The organism is Azospirillum sp. VT-I1, assembly GCF_055698305.1.
Map to the genome: position 1 here is coordinate 38,458 of NZ_CP168802.1, position 15,730 is coordinate 54,187.

Here is a 15,730-nt window from a genome sequence, read left to right on the forward strand (position 1 = left end):
CGGGATGGCTCCCGGCGGAAGCGGCAGGACGCCCGCCGCACTCCGCGCGGAATTCAAGAGAAGCCATCCCGAATGGTCAAGGCCGCCCGCGCAGCCCGACCGTTCTGCCCCAGCCCCGGACTCAGCCGTTGCGGTAGGTGTAGCTGTAGCCGTTGATCGCCGGCGCCCCGCCGAGATGGGCGTACAGCACCTTGGAGCCCTCCGGGAACCAGCCCTTCCTGACGAGGTCGATCATGCCCTGCATCGACTTGCCCTCATACACCGGGTCGGTGATCATCGCCTCGGTGCGGGCGGCGAGGCGGATGGCCTCGTTGGTCTCGGCGCTCGGCACGCCGTAGGCGGGATAGGCGTAGTCTTCCAGGATGACGATCTCATCGTCGCGCACCTTGCGGCCGAGTTCGACCAGTTCGGCCGTGTTGTCGACGATCTGGCGGACCTGGGTGCGGGTCTGTTCCGGCGTGCCGGAGGCGTCGATGCCGATCACGCGGTCGGCCCGGTCGTCGGCGGCGAAGCCGACGATCATGCCGGCCTGGGTCGATCCGGTCACCACGCAGACGACGATGTAGTCGAACTTGAAGCCGAGCTCGGCCTCCTGCTTGCGCACCTCCTCGGCGAAGTTGACGTAGCCGAGCCCGCCATATTTGTGCACCGACGCGCCGGCCGGAATGCCGTAGGGCTTGCCGCCGGCATCCTTGACCGACTGGATCGCCTCTTCCCAGCTCTTGCGGATGCCGATGTCGAAGCCGTCCGGAACGATGCGGCTGTCCGCCCCCATCAGGCGGGTCAGCAGGATGTTGCCGACCCGGTCATAGACGGCGTCCTCGTGCGGGACCCAGCTTTCCTGCACCACGACGCACTTCATGCCGATCTTCGCCGCCGTCGCCGCCACCATGCGGGTGTGGTTGGACTGCACGCCGCCGATGGACACCAGCGTGTCCGCGCCCGACGCGATGGCGTCCGGAACGATGTATTCCAGCTTGCGCAGCTTGTTGCCGCCCATGGCGAGACCGGAATTGCAGTCGTCGCGCTTGGCATAGATCTCGACCTTGCCGCCGAGCGCGGCGGTCAGGCGCGGCAGATGCTCGATCGGGGTCGGACCGAAGGTGAGCGGATAGCGTTCGAAACGGTCGAGGCGCATCGTGGCATGCTCCAATGGTGAGGTGGAGCAACGGTATCACCGCCTTTTTGAAAGGTGCTTTCATAGTTCGGGCGCAGATTTCCCGCAAATCCGGGATTGATCCCATTCCATGAGGCGAATAGCCTCATTTTGGCGCATCAAACGGAAGAGTCTTTCATGGCTGAAAATCTGGATGCGGTGGATCGCCGGATTCTGCAGCATCTTCAAAGGGATGGGCGGATGAGCAACGCGGATGTCGCCGCGGCGGTCCATGTCAGTCCGGCGACCTGCCACCGCCGCACGCAGCGCCTGTTCGAGGACGGCTATATCCGGTCGGTCCGGGCGGAGATTGCGCCGGCGAAGGTGGACCGCGGGACGCTCGTGATCGTCGGGGTCGTGCTGGACCGCTCGACGCCGGAGAGCTTCGGCGACTTCGAAAAGGCGATCCGCAAGCTGCCCTTCGTGCTGGACTGCCACTTGGTCGCCGGCGACTTCGACTTCTTCCTGAAGATCCGCGTCAGCGACATCGCCGACTTCAACGAACTGCACGGGCAACAGCTGATCGCCCTGCCCGGCGTGCGGCAGACGCGGACCTTCTTCGTCATGAAGGAAGTGATCGACAATGCCCTGCTGGATTTCTGAGCAAGGCGCCGATCCGGTCAGGCCGGCAGCGGCGAAGCCTGACGGGCCAGCAGCTTCCAGGCGCCGTCGATCTTCTTCCAGACCTGCAGCACCTTGATGTGGGCGGTGCTGGTCTTGCCGTCGGCCAGGTTGTTGACGCAATCGAAGGTGTGGCGGGCTACGGCGATGTCGCCGACCACCTGGATCACGTGGTCGCTGAGGTCCAGCGCCTTGAAGGCGTTCTTGCCGTCCAGGCTGCCGACGAAGTCCGCCTTGTTTTCCAGCCGGCTGTTGGAGTGGCCGTAGGTCAGCTGCTCCATCGTCATCGCGCGCAGCGTGGCGCCGTCGCCGGCCAGCATGGCATCGCGCAACGCTCCCACCGCCTTCGCCACCAGCTGATGGTCGTCGTCGTTCCTGAGCATGGTGACCCTCCCAATCGATTGCTGTCATGCCCGCCCGGAGCGGAACGGGTTATAAATTAGTATACTAGTATGCAGATTGGTTCCAGAGCCCGCTGCGGGTGTGCGCCGGTTCGCCGCAGGGGTTAGAAGCGGGCGGGCGGGCCGGAAGCAGGCCGTCTTATGTAACTTTCCGCAGATCCTCTTGTGATCGGCTGCGCCGGATGGCCGGGACGGGTATGCTCCCCGCCGCGACTCGAGGGACGGACAGCAGGGGGACGGGAATGGCGACCAGACGGCGCAAGCTACCGCGCAAGCGCAAAGGCAGGCAGGTGACGGCCGCCCGCGGGACGGCGGCGGACGCGATCAACAGCGGCCGGCCGTCGCCCGGCGGCCTCACCACCGCACTCAAGGGAGCGACGGCGCGGGGAACGGCGGCGAGAGGATCGGCACAGGCCGGCGCGAAGGGACGCAGGCCAAGCTTCGCTGCCACGCCCGATGCCGCCGCCGGACGTTTCCTCAGTCCTGAGCAGCAATATCTGCTGAAGAAGCGGCGCGAGGCGGAGCAGCGCGAGGCGAAGGACCGCCGCACCGCCCTGGCCATCATCCTGGCGCTGGTCCTTCTGGTCGCCGGCGCGGTCGCGGGGTTGGTCTGGCTCCTGCGCTCTCCGGTCGCCTGAAGGACGCCGGAGGCAACCGAGGCTCAGGCCGCCAAGGCGGCCTCCAGCCCGGCGGCGATGCCCAACAGGCTGCGGTCGCTGCCCCGGCGCCCCATGGCCATCAGCCCGACCGGCAGCCCGGCGGACGGCACCGGCAGCGAGATCGCCGGGACGTCGAACAGGTTGGCGATGCGGGTGTTGCGCAGCAGCAGCAGGTTGACCCGGTGGAATCCGGCATCCTCCAGCACATCGGCGATGGCGGGGGCGGTCAGCGGAACGGTGGGCAGCAGCAGGACGGAATCCTGCGCCATCCGCTCGTCCATCAGGCGGATCAGGCCGGCGCGGCGGCGCTGCATGCGGACGTAATCGGCGGCGGGCGTCCGGCCGCCGGCCTCGATGCGGGCGCGGGTCTTGGGATCGATGCCGTCGAGTGCCGTGATGCCGAGGTCGGCCAGCGTCGCCGCCAGTTCGATGGCGGTGAAGACGCCGATGCGGTCAAGATCGGCCAGCGCGTCCAACTCCGCCTCGATGGAGCCGTCGAGGATGCGGGCGCCGGCGTCGCGCAGGCGGTCCAGCGCCGCCTCGAACGCCGCGGCGACCGCCGGCTCGATCCCGTCGAACAGCCGCCCACGCGGCACCAGGAAGGACTGCCCGGCGACCGGCAGCGGGGCCAGCGGCGCCGGATCGCCGTCGGCCAGGATCGAATCCAGCAGCGCCGCATCCGCAACATTTGCGGCGATGGGGCCGATGACATCCAGCGACGCCGACAGCGGGAAGGCGCCCTCTGCGGACAGGCGGCCGGCGGTCGGCTTGAAGCCCACCGCGCCCGACAGCGCCGCCGGAATGCGCAGCGAGCCCCCGGTGTCGCTGCCGACCGCGATCTCCGCCATGCCGTCCACCACCGAGATCACCGCACCGGAGGATGAGCCGCCCGGCACCCGCGACCGGTCGCGCGGATTGCCGGGGTTGCCGTAATGGGGGTTGATGCCGACGGCGGAGAAGGCAAATTCCGTCATGTGGGTGCGGCCGACGATGACGGCGCCGGCGGCACGCAGCCGCGCCACGGCACGGGCGTCGCGCCCGGCTGCGGGCCGGCCGCGCAGGATGGCGGAACCCGCCGCGGTGGTGTCGCCGGCCACGTCGAACAACGCCTTGACCGAGACGATCCGGCCGTCGAGCGGCCCCAGCGGCCGGCCCGCCGCGATCCGCCTGTCGCTGGCGGCTGCGGCCTCCCGCGCCTCGTCGGCGTAGATATCGGCAAAGACCAGCGCGCCCTGCCGCTCCGGATCGGCGATGCGGGCAAGCACCGCCTCAAGCCGGTCGGATGCGGATGCGTGGGGGGCGGCGGACACGGACATGGCGGGTTCCTGGCAGGTCATGGGACGACGGACCGGACTATGGCGGGACGTCCCATCGCATGTGCCACATCGGCGTCAGCTTGGCGACCGGGATCATGCGCTCCACGGAACGGGCAGCGCCGTGAAATGGGAGCACCTCTCGCCATCGATAGAGACTTTCGTATTTTCCTGTTTTCTTTTGTTGAAACAACCTGATCCCTACTTTCGTCAGGGTATTTGCCCTTCGGCCGATGGCGCGAGCCTGCTGCCTGTGTTAAGCAGGAGAGAACGAAGCGGACCGAGCAGACACACGGCCGACGCGAATTCCCCGGCCCAGACATGGCCTTTGCAGTTCCAAAGCGGCGGGGATCGATCGCCAACGGCCGGCCTTTTCCGGAATGACTCACGGAAGGACGGACTCCCGATGCCTGCAACGCCTCACTTCCATCCGCCCGGCAACACGCCCATTGGCCCAATCGAGCGCCACATCGCCATCGTCGGTGCCGGCTTCACCGGCAGCCTGCTTGCGGCCCACCTGCTGCGCGGCGCACGGGCGCCCCTGGTGGTCCATCTGATCGAATATGGCAGCAGACCGGGAACCGGTGTCGCCTACTCCACCCCCAACGGCGCCCATGTGCTGAACGTCCGCGCCTATAACATGAGCGCCTATCCGGACGACCCGCGCCATTTCCTGCGCTGGCTGTGGAGCCGGGCGGAGGGGCCGACGCCGGAACAGCCGGTGCCGCCCAGCGGCCATGCCTTCGTGTCGCGCGCCCTCTACGGCGCCTACATCCAGGACGTCCTGGCGGAGGCGCAGGCGGAAGCCCCCGCCCATGCCCGCCTCAACCTGATCCGTGGCGAGGCGGTGGACGTCCGCACCGAAGACCCGGCCAGCGGCAGACGCGCCGTGCATGTGCGCCTCGGCGACGGCCGCGTGGTCAGCGCCGATACGGCGGCGCTCTGCATAGGCAACTTCCCGCCATCGGCGCCCTGTCTGGCCTCGGCGACGGCGGAGGAGGCCTTCGCGTCCGACCGCTTCATCGGCGACCCATGGGATGCCGCCGCCATCGGTCGCATCGACCGTGACGCCCCCGTCGCCATCCTCGGCACCGGCTTGACCATGGTGGACACGGTGCTGTCGCTGCTGGACCAGGGACATCGCGGATCGATCACCGCCGTGTCGCGCCGCGGCCTGCTGCCGCTGCGCCATGAGGAGACGCGGCCCTACACCTCCTTCCTGCATCCCGACGTGCTGCCCAGCACGGTGCTGGACGTGCTGATCGCGCTGAAGGCGGATGCGCGTCGGGCAGTGGCGGCCGGCTATGACTGGCGGTCCGCCTTCGACGCGCTGCGCCCGCACCATCACCGCATCTGGTCGCATCTGCCGATGGAGGAACGCCGCCGCTTCCTGCGCCATGCCCGCCCCTTCTGGGAAGTGCACCGCCACCGGATGGCGCCTCAGGTGGCCGACCGCATCGCCGCCGCCCGTGCCGACGGCCAGTTGAGCATCCTGCCGGGCCGTCTGAAGGACGCAGCGCTAACCACAAACGGTTTGGATCTGCACATCGTCGAGCGCGGCGGCGTAGCGACACGGGTGCTGGCAACCGGTGCGCTGATCAACGCCACCGGCACCAACTGCGACTATACCCGCATTCGCCATCCGCTGGTGCGCTCGCTGCTGGACCGCGGGCTCGCCCGGCCGGACCCGCTGCGGCTGGGGCTGGACGTGACGGAAGGCGGCGCGGTGATCGCCGCCGACGGCACCCCGGCGCCGCGCCTGCTGGCCTTCGGCCCGGTCGCCAAGGCTCCCTTCTGGGAAATGACCGCCGTGCCCGAACTGCGCAGCCAATGCGCCGAGGCGGCCCGGCGGATACTGGACGGCCCAAACGGCGGCGCAGGACATCGGCAAGGCGCGCTGCCGGTAATGCCGACGCTGGAGTTCCCAGACCCGCCGCGGGTGCGGTGAAGGGGGCGGGGTCAGCGGGCCTTGGGTAGCGGCGGCGCATAGCCGCCGGCCTTGCTGGTGCGCAGGCCGAGCGCCGCCAACCCCTCCACCAGCTTCACGGCGGCGGTGACGCCGTCCACCACTGGCAAGCCCATCTCTTCGCTCAAGGACCGGGCGAGATCGGCCATGCCGGCACAGCCCAGCACGATGGTCTCGGCGCCGTCCTGCTCCATGGCCCGGCGGATTTCGGCGCGCACGCGCTCGACGGCGCCGGATGCCGGATCCTCAAGCGCCAGCACCGGCACGCCCGCCGCGCGGATGGTGCAGCGGCCGGCCATGCCGTAATGCTGCGCCAAACGCTCAAGCGCGGGAATGGAGCGGGGAAGCGTGGTCACCACGCTGAAGCGCCCGCCCAGCAAAGTCGCCGTCTGCATCGCCGCCTCGCAGATGCCCACCACCGGTGCGTCGGCAAGGCTGCGCGCAGCGTCCAGGCCGACATCGTCGAAGCAGGCGATCACGGTACCGGCGATGTCGCCGCCGCGCTGATGGCGGTCGATCTCGGCCAGCAGTCCGGGGACGGCCAGCGCCTCGTCGTAATATCCCTCGATGCTGGCGGGACCGGTCGGCGGGTTGACCGCGAGAATTTCCGTGCCGGGTGCCGCGACGCTGCGGGCGGCGGCGCCGATCCGCCCGGTCATGGAGGCTGTGCTGTTGGGGTTGACGACCAGGATGCGCATGGTGGTGTGGTTCCTCAATGGCCGCTTCGGCGCAGGCGGTGGCGGCGCAGCAGGATCAGGCCAAGGAAGAACAGGCCGATCACGGTGAAGGAGAAGACCGTCGTCAGCGACCCCAGCGCATAGAGCACCGGCGTGGTGACGTTGGTGGTCATGCCGTAGATCTCCAGCGGCAGCGTGTTGAAACTGCCGGCGGTCATCAGCGTGCGGGCGAACTCGTCGTAGGACAGGGTGAAGCCGAACAGCCCGACGCCGATCAGGCTGGGCAGCAGGATCGGCAGCACCACATGACGCACCGTCTGCCAGGGCGAGGCGCCCAGGTCGCGCGCCGCCTCCTCATAGGCCGGGTTGAAGCGGTTGAAGATGGCGAAGACGATCAGCAGGCCGAAGGGCAGCGTCCAGGTCAGATGCGCGCCCAGCGCCGAACTGTACCAGGCCGGCTCCAGCCCCAGGATGTTGAAGAACAGGCCGATGCCCAGGCTGACCAGGATCGACGGCACGATCAGGCTGGCGACCGCGAGATAGAACAGTGCCCCGCTGCCGCGGAAGCGGCGGCGGAAGGCGAAGCCGGCCAGCACCGAGAACAGCACGGTCAGCACCATCACCATCAGCCCCAGCGCGATCGACCGGCGGAAGGACCCGCCGAAATCACCCACCGCCTGCTGTTCGAACAGGTTGCGGAACCAGTGCAGCGAGACGCCGTTCATCGGAAAGGTCAAGCCCCCCTCCGGCCCCTGGAAGGACAGGATCAGGATGGTCGCCGTCGGGCCGTAGAGGAACAGCACGAACAGCGCGAAGAAGCCGGCCAGCAGATAGAAGGACAGACCGCGGCGGGAGGTGTTCATCACTCACAGCTCCTTCCGGATGTCGACGACGCGCAGCATCGCCACCACCATGATGAGGACGACCGCCAGCAGGACCACAGCGTTGGCGGCGGCGGCCGGGTATTGCAGCAGCGAGATCTCGTTGGCGATCATCAGGCCGATGGAGGCGCTCTGCCCGCCGCTCATCAGCCGCACGGTGATGAAGTCGCCCATCACCAGCGTGACGACGAAGATGGAGCCGATGGCAATGCCGGGCTTGGTCAGCGGCAGGATGACGTTCCACAAGGTCTGCGCCGCACTGGCGCCGCCGTCGCGCGCCGCCTCGATCAGCGCGCGGTCGATGCGCATCATCGAGTTGAAGATCGGCACCACCATGAACAGCGCATAGAGGTGGACGAAGGCCAGCACGACCGAGAAGTCGGAGAACAGCAGGAACTCCAGCGGCTGGTCGATGATCCCGGCGGAGATCAGGCCGGAATTCAGCAGCCCGTTGCGCCCCAGGAACGGGATCCACGAGATCATGCGGATGATGTTGGAGGTCCAGAACGGGATGGTGCAGACCAGGAACAGCACCATCTGCCAGGTGGTGGACCGCACATGGAAGGCAAGGAAATAGGCGACCGTGAAGCCGATGCCGAGCGTGATCGCCCAGGTGAGTGCGGCGTATTTCAGCGTGTTCAGATAGGTCTTCCAGGTGACCGGCGAGGTCAGCAGTTCGGTGTAGTTGGTCAGCACGAAGTCCGGGTAGATGCGCACGCTGTCGTAATCCCAGAAGCTGACCGCGATGATGGTCAGGATCGGCACCAGCAGGAACAGCAGCAGCGCGACGGTCAGCGGCGCCGCCTGGAGATAGGGGGCGACGCGCGGCAACAGGCGGGGACGCCTCGCCCTGCCGGCGGCGGCCGTGACGGACGGTCGGGACGTTTCGGCGGTCAGGGTCATGGGCGGGGGTCCTGAAGTGAAAGATTGGATCAGTGCTGTGCCCCCTCCCTCCCGCTTCGCGGGTCCCTCCCTCCCCGCTTCGCGGGAGAGGGTGGATTCGCACAGCGGCGGCAGTCCCCTCTCCCTCGAAGAGGGGGAGGGTTAGGGAGGGGGCATCGAAGCCGACAACGTTACGCCGCGATGAACTCGTTCCACTTGCGGACCATGTAGCGGTCCTCGTCCATCACCGCGTTCCAGCAGGCGACGCGGCCCATGCGCTCCTGGAACGACCCGCCGTCGCGGACCGCGCCGGCCTTTTCCATCACCTTGCCCTCGGGGCTGAGGATGTCGGTCTTGGCCGGCTGGCCCTCCATCCAGAAGGCCCATTCGTCCGGGGTCATGTGCTGCTTGGCGGTGTCGAGCACGGCCGAATAATAGCCCTGGCGGTTCAGATAGGCGCCGACCCAGCCCGACAGATACCAGTTGATGTATTCATAGGCCGCTTCCAGCTCCAGCCCGCTCAGATGCTTGGCGATGCCGAGACCGCCGCCCCAGGCGCGATAGCCTTCCTTCAGCGGCTGGTAGACGCACTGGATGCCCTTGGCGCGCACGGCAGCGACGGCCGGCGACCACATGGACTGGATGATGACCTCGCCCGACGACATCAGGTTGACGCTCTCGTCGAAGGTCTTCCAGAAGGCGCGGAACTGGCCGGCCTTCTTGGCCTCGGTCATGATCTTGAGGGTCTTGTCGATCTCCTCCTTGGTCATGTTGCCCTTGTCGCCATACTTGATCTCGCCCATCGCCTCGCAGACCATGGCGGCGTCCATGATGCCGATGGACGGGATGTTCAGCAGCGACGCCTTTCCCTTGAAGGCGGGGTCGAGCAGGTCCTTCCAGCTGGAGATCGGCCGGCCGACCAGATCGGGGCGGATGCCCAGCGTGTCGGCGTTGTAGATGGTCGGAATCAGCGTCATCCACTGGGTCTGCGACTTGGCGAACTTGGTGCTGTCCTTGCCCTCGACGAAGCCGACGGTGTGGGGGGCGGTGCCCTGGGCGATGGCGCTGTCCGGCGTCAGCTTACCGGTGACGAAGATCGGAACGATCTTGTCGAAATTCTTGATCTTCTTCACGTCCATCGGCTGCATGACGCCGGCCGGGAACACCTTCTTGCAGATCCAGTATTCGATGTCGGCGATGTCGTAGGACTTCGGCTGCGTCACCGCGCGCTGGGTCACCGCATCGGAATCCAGCGCCGTCATCTGCAGGGTGAAGCCCAGATCCTCCTTCACCTTGTCGGCGACGGCGTTCAGGTTCGACACGCCGGTGCCGAACTGGCGCAGGGTGATGTTCTTGATGTTCTGCGCCCAGATGGTCGGGAAGCCGGTGATGGCGCCGGAACCGACGGCAGCACCCGCCACGGCGGCGGTGCCCTTCAGCAGGGTGCGGCGGCTGACGCCGGTGGAGAGCGTCGAAGGAGTACGGGTGTCGGTCATCGCTGAGCCTCCAGTCTGTTCGTCGTGTTGTTTTTTGGGTAGCGCTTTTGAAAAGGGGATCAGGACGCCAGCGGGTGGACGTCCCGCCGGCTCCAGCCGGCGCGCACGCGGTCGCCCACGCCGACCGGCGCATCGAAATAGCGGGCCTCGTCCAGCACGACGGCGAATTCGTCGGCGCCGGCGATGTCGAGGCTGAGATGGACGGAGGCGCCGTGATACTCCAGCGACCGCACCGTGCCCTCGACCTGGATCTCGGTCGGCAGATCGGCACCGCCCAGTTGGATGCGGTCGGCGCGCACGGCGCAGCGGCCGGCATCGCCCACCACGCCGCCCCCAATCGCACCGGCCTCGATGACGTTGTGGCCGCCGATGAAGCGGGCGACGAAGGCGGTGCGCGGCCGGTTGAACAGCTCGCGCGGCGGCCCGGCCTGTTCGATGCGGCCCTGGTTCATCACCACGGCGAGGTCCGCCAGCGCCATCGCTTCGGTCTGGCTGTGGGTGACGTGGATGAAGGTGATGCCGATGTCGCGGTGCAGGCGCTTCAGCTCCTCCCGCATGCGCACGCGCAGGAAGGGGTCGAGCGCCGACAGCGGCTCGTCCAGCAGAAGCACGCCCGGCTGGGTGATCAGCGCGCGAGCCAGTGCGACGCGTTGCTGCTGCCCGCCCGACAGCTGCGACGGCAGGCGGCCGGCATACTTGCCCATGTCGACGAGGTCGAGCATCTCGGCCGCGCGGCGCCGCCGCTCCTCCTTCGCCACCCCCTTCATCTTCAGGCTGAAGGCGACATTGTCGGTGCAGTCGAGATGCGGGAACAGGGCGTAGCTCTGGAACATCATCGCCGTGCCGCGCTTGGCCGGCGGGTCGTCGTTGACCACCGCGTCGCCGATCAGCAGGTCGCCGTCTGTGATGTCCTCATGCCCGGCGATCATCCGCAGGGTGGAGGTCTTGCCGCAGCCGCTCGGCCCCAGCAGGCAGCAGTAGGAACCGGCGGCGATCCGCAGGTCGATGCCGTCCACCGCCACGGTCGCGCCATAGGCCTTGCGCAGCTTCACCAGTTCGACCGTCGAACCCGCCGTCATCGGATGGCCTCCACAATTGTGCACAATCTGCGCGGTCGTTTGTGACCTGTTTGCCTTGTGCATGTCGCGTGCCAGCGGTCGAATGGCGGGAAACCGCGAATTCCTGACCGCACCTTTGCGCAAAAGCTCGGCATTTGCGCACTAACTTGCCGCAGTGGCGCCGTTTTGGGCAAACTGAACTCTGCAAGTGATCGCCGTCCCGCCCGGCCGATTGCGGTTCCACTTGTGGCCCACTTTGTGCACAATCTGCGGTGCGCTTCCCGCATACCGACAAAAGCACTTCACCGCCGATGACGACCACCGCCCCCGCCAAGCCGGCCCGCCGCACGCCCCTCCCCCGCAACGGCGCCCGCAGCAGCGCCGAATCCCGCATCGTCCGCAGCATCGGCGAGGCGATTGCCGATCGCCGCCTGCCGCCCGGCACCAAGCTGACGGAGGAAAGCCTGGCGGAAGCCTTCGGGGTCAGCCGCGAGCGGGTGCGCAAGGTTCTTCTTCTGCTGGCGCAGCGGCGGGTGGTGACGCTGATTCCCAACCGCGGTGCCTTCGTCGCCAAGCCGACGCCTCGGGAAGCGCGCGAGGTGTTCGAGGCGCGGCGCGTCATCGAACGCGCGATCATGGAACGGTTGGAACGGATGCCGCGCCCGCTGCCCGACGACATGCTGGAAAAGCTGCGCGGTCACGGCGCGCTGGAGGATGCGGCGGAACGTGCGGCCGACCGCAAGGCGATGATCCGCCTGTCCGGCCAGTTCCACCTGCTGCTGGCGGAGTTCGCCGGCAACGCGACGCTGACGGGGATCCTGGCCGACCTGATTGACCGCTCCGGCCTCGCCATCGCCGCCTTCGAACGGCGGTCGTCGCACACCTGCTCCGCCGACGACCATCGCCGCCTCATCGCCGCCCTGATCGGCAACGCACCGGGCGAGGCGACCGCACTGATGATCGAGCATCTGGACGAGGTCGAGTGCCAACTGGATCTGGAGGCCAAGACCGACACCCGCATCGACCTGAAGGCGATCTTCGCCGACGAGCCGGAACCGGCCTGACGAAACAAGGCCCCAAACGCGAAGAGCCCCGGCCTCATCGGAGGACCGGGGCTCTTCGTGTCCGGAGGTGTCAAACCCGCATGCGGGCCGACAGGTTCAGCGTGTCCTGGATTTCGCCGGCCAGCTGGTCGGCGATGGGGCCGACAATCACCTGGACCGAGTTGGCCGACGGCTTCACCACGCCGCGGGCGCCCAGGCGTTTCAGCTCCAGCTCGTCGATGCGCGATGCATCGGCGACGGCCAGACGCAGCCGGGTGGTGCAGGCCTCGACCGAGCGCAGGTTGCCGGCGCCGCCCAGTGCCGCGACATAGGCGCCGGCCCGGTCGCTCGGCGCCGCCGCGGATGCCGGCGCAGGCCCGGAGGACGCGGGCGCCGCCGCCTGTCCGGCAGGAATGGCGACGTCGTCGCGGCCCAGCGTCTTCAGGTCGAACCGCCGGATGACGAAGCGGAACAGCGTGTAATAGACGACGAAATAGGCCGCACCCACCGGCAGAAGCAGGATCGGGTTGGTCGCCTTGCCGTAATTCAGCACATAATCGAACAGACCGGCGGAGAAGCCGAAGCCCAGCTTCACGTTCAGCACGTCCATCAGCACCATCGACAGGCCGGTCAGCACGGCATGGACGGCGAACAGCGCCGGCGCCAGGAACATGAAGGCGAATTCCACCGGCTCCGTCACGCCGGTCAGGAAGGCGGTCAGCGCCATCGACAGCAGCACGCCGCCGACCGCCGCACGGTTCTCCGGCTTGGCCGTGTGGTACATGGCGAGGCAGGCGGCGGGCAGGCCGAACATCATCACCGGGAAGAAGCCGGCCATGAAGGCGCCGGCCGCGGGATCGCCCTTGAAGAAGCGGTTGAGGTCGCCGGTGACGCCCTGGTAATCGCCCAGCAGGAACCAGGCGATGTTGTTGATGATGTGATGCAGGCCGGTGATGATGAGCACCCGGTTCAGCACGCCGTAGAGGAACAGCCCCAGCTTGCCCAGCCCCAGCACGCCGGTGGTCAATGCGCTCAATCCTGCATCGACGATGGGCCAGCCATAGCCGAAGACCAGCGCGATCCCCAGCGCCGCCAGACCGGTGACGATGGGCACGAAGCGCCGCCCGCCGAAGAAGGCGAGATAGTCCGGCAGCTTGATGTCCTTGTAGCGGTTATAGAGCTGGCCGGCGATGATGCCGATCAGGATGCCGACGGGGATGCTGATGCGGCTGGACATCTTCGCCACCAGCTCCGGCGCGACGCCGCTCAGCACGACGGCACCCTTCACCGCCACGAAGTAGCCCACCGCACCGGCCAGCCCGGCCGCGCCATGGTTCTCGCGGGCGAAGCCGATGGCGATGCCGACGGCGAACAGGACGCCCAGGTTGGAGAAGACGGCGTCGCCCGCCGCGGCGATGAAGGCGATGTTCAGCAGGTCGGGCTGGCCGATGCGCAGCAGCAGCCCGGCGATGGGCAGCACGGCAATCGGCAGCATCAACGCCCGCCCGAGCCTCTGGACGCCCGAAAAACGGTCGCCCGAAAAACGATCAGCAGACATTCGGACGTCTCCCATACAACAGGCCGGGCCTCACCGGGCCGGGCATCAGGATTGAAGCTCTTGCATCGGGACGGATCGCAGCCGCCCCGCCATGTGGCCCGTCAGTCGGGCCGCCGGGCGGCGGAACCGGCGCGCTCCATGGCCCGGCGCAGGTTGCCGCCGGACTCGATCAGCAGGCGGTCGATATCGGGACCGTCCAGACCGGCAAGGCCCAGCACCGCGCGACGGACGTCGCCGTGCCGCTCCAGCGCCGCGCCGGCCGACGCCTCGTCCACCCCGGCGATACGCGCGACCATGGCGGTGCAGCGGCGCCGCAGCTTGGCGTTCTCCGGCCGGACATTGACCATCAGGTTGTCGTAGACGTTGCCGAGCGCGGTCATCACGCCGGTCGAGAACAGGTTCAACACCACCTTCTGCGCGGTGCCGGCGCCAAGCCGGGTGGACCCGGCGATCACCTCCGGTCCCGTCAGCGTCAGGATCGGATGTTCCACCGCCTCCAGCAACGGGGAGCCGGCGCTGCTGGCGATGCCCATGGTCAGCGCCCCGGCCTCCCGTGCGGCGCGGAGAACGCCGACGGTGTAGGCGCTGGCCCCGCTGGCCGACAGGCCGACGACCACGTCATCCGCAGCGATACCGACACGGGCGGCCTCGGCCCGGCCGGCGCCCTCGTCATCCTCCGCAGCGCCGGTAAGCCCGCGCGACAGGTCGAGCCCGCCCGCGATCAGCAGGACCAGCCGCTCCGCCGGCCAGTCGAAGGTCGGCCCCAGATCCAGCCCGTCCAGCGCCGCGACCATGGCCGAGGACCCGGCGCCGGCATAGACCAGCCGCCCGCCCCCGCCGGCCAGCCGGTCCGCCGCAGCCTCCACGGCGGCGGCGACGGCAGGCAGGGCGGGAGCGCAGGCGGCCAGCGCCCGCGTCTGCCCCTCCCATAGGGCCGTCATCAGTTCGCCGGCCGGCCACACGTCCAGCCGGCTGTACCGGTGCGCCGTATCCTCCGTGCCGCCCGCCATTCCCGCCGCTCCCGCTCTGCTCGCCGCCCATCGCGGGCGCCCCATCCCCGACCGCCTGCCGGTCGCCGGTGGTATTAGATTGGACTGTATGTGCAGCATACCAAAATCCGGGTCGTCCGCAATCGCAATCTGATTGTTTGCCCTTGCTCCTTTCAGGGATTTCCCCGGCGGCTGTTGCCCATTGGCCTTTCAGTGGTATCATGCCCGTCCCAGAGCATTGGAGTGGTTGCCGATGTCCACCGCCGCCGCGGCCCCCTTCGATCCGACCGCCCTGTCGGATGCCCTGCCGCTGCCGCTCTATCTGCAGCTGGCGCGGCATCTGCGGACGCTGATCGTGGAAGGGCGGCTGACCGACCAGGACGCCCTGCCCGGCGAGCGCGAGCTGGCGGAGACCTTCGGCGTCTCCCGCGTCACCGTGCGCAAGGCCCTGCGCGAGCTGATCGCGGAAGGGTTGCTGCACCAGCGCCAGGGGGCGGGAACCTTCATCAACCGCAGCCCGCATGTGGAACAGCGGCTGTCGGCGCTGACCAGCTTCACCGAGGATATCGGCGGGCGCGGTCTGAAGCCCGACTCGCGCTGGCTCGGCCGGTCCGCCGGCACCGCGACGCCGGATGAGGCGATGGCGCTGGGGCTGCGTCCGGGGGCGGAGGTGGTGCGGCTGCACCGGCTGCGTCTGGCCGATGGCACGCCGCTCGCCATCGAACTCAGCGCCCTGCCGGCCGGCTTCCTGCCCGATCCGGAACTGGTGCAGGGCTCGCTTTACGAGACCTTGCGCGGGCGGGGCCACCCGCCCTTCCGTGCCCTGCAACGCTTGTCTGCCATTCGCCTGCCGGCGGATCAGGCCACACTTCTGGGGGTTCCCGACGGCGCCCCCGCCCTTTACATTGAACGCCGCACCTTCCTGGAGAACGGAACCCCGCTGGAGTTCGTCCGTTCCCACTACCGCGGCGACGCCTATGACTTCGTCGTGGAGCTGTCGCTGGCCTGATCCCTGCGGGTCATTCCCTCC

General features: G+C 68.3%; 15 protein-coding genes. 5 read left to right on the forward strand and 10 right to left on the reverse strand.

The window, feature by feature from the left end:
• Window positions 1–121 precede the first annotated feature (121 nt).
• Window positions 122–1,138 carry a 1-aminocyclopropane-1-carboxylate deaminase gene (locus tag AB8P05_RS14335; protein ID WP_455173081.1) on the reverse strand — a complete coding sequence of 339 codons (1,017 nt, stop codon included), beginning with the start codon at window positions 1,136–1,138 and terminating at the stop codon, window positions 122–124.
• A 156-nt stretch (window positions 1,139–1,294) separates the two neighbouring features.
• Between AB8P05_RS14335 and AB8P05_RS14340 the strand changes: the two genes are divergently transcribed.
• Window positions 1,295–1,759: an Lrp/AsnC family transcriptional regulator gene (locus AB8P05_RS14340; RefSeq protein WP_472759788.1), complete on the forward strand. Its 465-nt coding sequence runs from the start codon at window positions 1,295–1,297 to the stop codon at window positions 1,757–1,759.
• Window positions 1,760–1,776: 17 nt separating this feature from the next.
• On the opposite strand, the gene AB8P05_RS14345 is transcribed toward AB8P05_RS14340, so the two are convergent.
• Complete coding sequence (locus tag AB8P05_RS14345; RefSeq protein ID WP_472759789.1) at window positions 1,777–2,160, reverse strand: nuclear transport factor 2 family protein; 384 nt, start codon at window positions 2,158–2,160, stop codon at window positions 1,777–1,779.
• Between the two features lie 260 nt (window positions 2,161–2,420).
• Here AB8P05_RS14345 and AB8P05_RS14350 point away from each other — a divergent pair, with 260 nt between their 5' ends.
• On the forward strand, window positions 2,421–2,816 hold the full coding sequence (locus AB8P05_RS14350) for a hypothetical protein (RefSeq protein WP_455173084.1): 396 nt from the start codon (window positions 2,421–2,423) through the stop codon (window positions 2,814–2,816).
• 23 nt (window positions 2,817–2,839) lie between these two features.
• Here the strand turns inward: AB8P05_RS14350 and AB8P05_RS14355 are convergent, their stop codons facing one another.
• On the reverse strand, window positions 2,840–4,153 hold the full coding sequence (locus AB8P05_RS14355; protein ID WP_472759790.1) for an amidase: 1,314 nt from the start codon (window positions 4,151–4,153) through the stop codon (window positions 2,840–2,842).
• A 403-nt stretch (window positions 4,154–4,556) separates the two neighbouring features.
• On the opposite strand from AB8P05_RS14355, the gene AB8P05_RS14360 reads away from it, so the two are divergent.
• Window positions 4,557–6,098, forward strand: a complete 1,542-nt coding sequence (locus AB8P05_RS14360; RefSeq protein WP_472759791.1) for an FAD/NAD(P)-binding protein — start codon at window positions 4,557–4,559, stop codon at window positions 6,096–6,098.
• Between the two features lie 11 nt (window positions 6,099–6,109).
• On the opposite strand, the gene AB8P05_RS14365 is transcribed toward AB8P05_RS14360, so the two are convergent.
• The 5 genes from AB8P05_RS14365 to AB8P05_RS14385 form a co-directional block, all read right to left on the reverse strand.
• A complete protein-coding gene (locus AB8P05_RS14365) occupies window positions 6,110–6,814 on the reverse strand; it encodes an aspartate/glutamate racemase family protein (RefSeq protein WP_472759792.1) in 705 nt (234 codons plus the stop codon).
• Window positions 6,815–6,828: 14 nt separating this feature from the next.
• Entirely contained in the window at window positions 6,829–7,656 is an 828-nt protein-coding gene (locus tag AB8P05_RS14370) for an ABC transporter permease (protein ID WP_472759793.1), read from the reverse strand.
• 3 nt (window positions 7,657–7,659) lie between these two features.
• Window positions 7,660–8,577 (reverse strand): ABC transporter permease, encoded by a 918-nt coding sequence (locus tag AB8P05_RS14375; RefSeq protein ID WP_472759794.1) that lies wholly within the window; start codon window positions 8,575–8,577, stop codon window positions 7,660–7,662.
• A gap of 170 nt (window positions 8,578–8,747) precedes the next feature.
• Complete coding sequence (locus AB8P05_RS14380) at window positions 8,748–10,052, reverse strand: ABC transporter substrate-binding protein (RefSeq protein WP_472759795.1); 1,305 nt, start codon at window positions 10,050–10,052, stop codon at window positions 8,748–8,750.
• A 59-nt stretch (window positions 10,053–10,111) separates the two neighbouring features.
• Window positions 10,112–11,131, reverse strand: coding sequence for an ABC transporter ATP-binding protein (locus AB8P05_RS14385; protein WP_472759796.1), 1,020 nt, complete (start codon window positions 11,129–11,131; stop codon window positions 10,112–10,114).
• A gap of 290 nt (window positions 11,132–11,421) precedes the next feature.
• Here AB8P05_RS14385 and AB8P05_RS14390 point away from each other — a divergent pair, with 290 nt between their 5' ends.
• Window positions 11,422–12,174 carry a GntR family transcriptional regulator gene (locus tag AB8P05_RS14390; RefSeq protein ID WP_472759797.1) on the forward strand — a complete coding sequence of 251 codons (753 nt, stop codon included), beginning with the start codon at window positions 11,422–11,424 and terminating at the stop codon, window positions 12,172–12,174.
• A 70-nt stretch (window positions 12,175–12,244) separates the two neighbouring features.
• Here the strand turns inward: AB8P05_RS14390 and nagE are convergent, their stop codons facing one another.
• Both nagE and AB8P05_RS14400 read right to left on the reverse strand, forming a co-directional pair.
• The gene (gene nagE / locus AB8P05_RS14395; RefSeq protein ID WP_472759798.1) at window positions 12,245–13,711 is read right to left on the reverse strand and encodes an N-acetylglucosamine-specific PTS transporter subunit IIBC; all 1,467 of its coding nucleotides are present in this window, start codon (window positions 13,709–13,711) and stop codon (window positions 12,245–12,247) included.
• Between the two features lie 101 nt (window positions 13,712–13,812).
• A complete protein-coding gene (locus tag AB8P05_RS14400; RefSeq protein WP_472759799.1) occupies window positions 13,813–14,721 on the reverse strand; it encodes an N-acetylmuramic acid 6-phosphate etherase in 909 nt (302 codons plus the stop codon).
• 232 nt (window positions 14,722–14,953) lie between these two features.
• Here AB8P05_RS14400 and AB8P05_RS14405 point away from each other — a divergent pair, with 232 nt between their 5' ends.
• Entirely contained in the window at window positions 14,954–15,709 is a 756-nt protein-coding gene (locus AB8P05_RS14405; protein WP_472759800.1) for a GntR family transcriptional regulator, read from the forward strand.
• Window positions 15,710–15,730: the final 21 nt, after the last annotated feature.

Excerpts from the sequence above, each read along its gene's own strand:
- AB8P05_RS14335 (WP_455173081.1), bottom strand. The coding sequence starts at position 1,138 with ATGCGCCTCGACCGTTTCGAACGCTATCCGCTCACCTTCGGTCCGACC.
- AB8P05_RS14340 (WP_472759788.1), top strand. The coding sequence starts at position 1,295 with ATGGCTGAAAATCTGGATGCGGTGGATCGCCGGATTCTGCAGCATCTT.
- AB8P05_RS14345 (WP_472759789.1), bottom strand. The coding sequence starts at position 2,160 with ATGCTCAGGAACGACGACGACCATCAGCTGGTGGCGAAGGCGGTGGGA.
- AB8P05_RS14350 (WP_455173084.1), top strand. The coding sequence starts at position 2,421 with ATGGCGACCAGACGGCGCAAGCTACCGCGCAAGCGCAAAGGCAGGCAG.
- AB8P05_RS14355 (WP_472759790.1), bottom strand. The coding sequence starts at position 4,153 with ATGTCCGTGTCCGCCGCCCCCCACGCATCCGCATCCGACCGGCTTGAG.
- AB8P05_RS14360 (WP_472759791.1), top strand. The coding sequence starts at position 4,557 with ATGCCTGCAACGCCTCACTTCCATCCGCCCGGCAACACGCCCATTGGC.
- AB8P05_RS14365 (WP_472759792.1), bottom strand. The coding sequence starts at position 6,814 with ATGCGCATCCTGGTCGTCAACCCCAACAGCACAGCCTCCATGACCGGG.
- AB8P05_RS14370 (WP_472759793.1), bottom strand. The coding sequence starts at position 7,656 with ATGAACACCTCCCGCCGCGGTCTGTCCTTCTATCTGCTGGCCGGCTTC.
- AB8P05_RS14375 (WP_472759794.1), bottom strand. The coding sequence starts at position 8,577 with ATGACCCTGACCGCCGAAACGTCCCGACCGTCCGTCACGGCCGCCGCC.
- AB8P05_RS14380 (WP_472759795.1), bottom strand. The coding sequence starts at position 10,052 with ATGACCGACACCCGTACTCCTTCGACGCTCTCCACCGGCGTCAGCCGC.
- AB8P05_RS14385 (WP_472759796.1), bottom strand. The coding sequence starts at position 11,131 with ATGACGGCGGGTTCGACGGTCGAACTGGTGAAGCTGCGCAAGGCCTAT.
- AB8P05_RS14390 (WP_472759797.1), top strand. The coding sequence starts at position 11,422 with ATGACGACCACCGCCCCCGCCAAGCCGGCCCGCCGCACGCCCCTCCCC.
- nagE (WP_472759798.1), bottom strand. The coding sequence starts at position 13,711 with ATGTCTGCTGATCGTTTTTCGGGCGACCGTTTTTCGGGCGTCCAGAGG.
- AB8P05_RS14400 (WP_472759799.1), bottom strand. The coding sequence starts at position 14,721 with ATGGCGGGCGGCACGGAGGATACGGCGCACCGGTACAGCCGGCTGGAC.
- AB8P05_RS14405 (WP_472759800.1), top strand. The coding sequence starts at position 14,954 with ATGTCCACCGCCGCCGCGGCCCCCTTCGATCCGACCGCCCTGTCGGAT.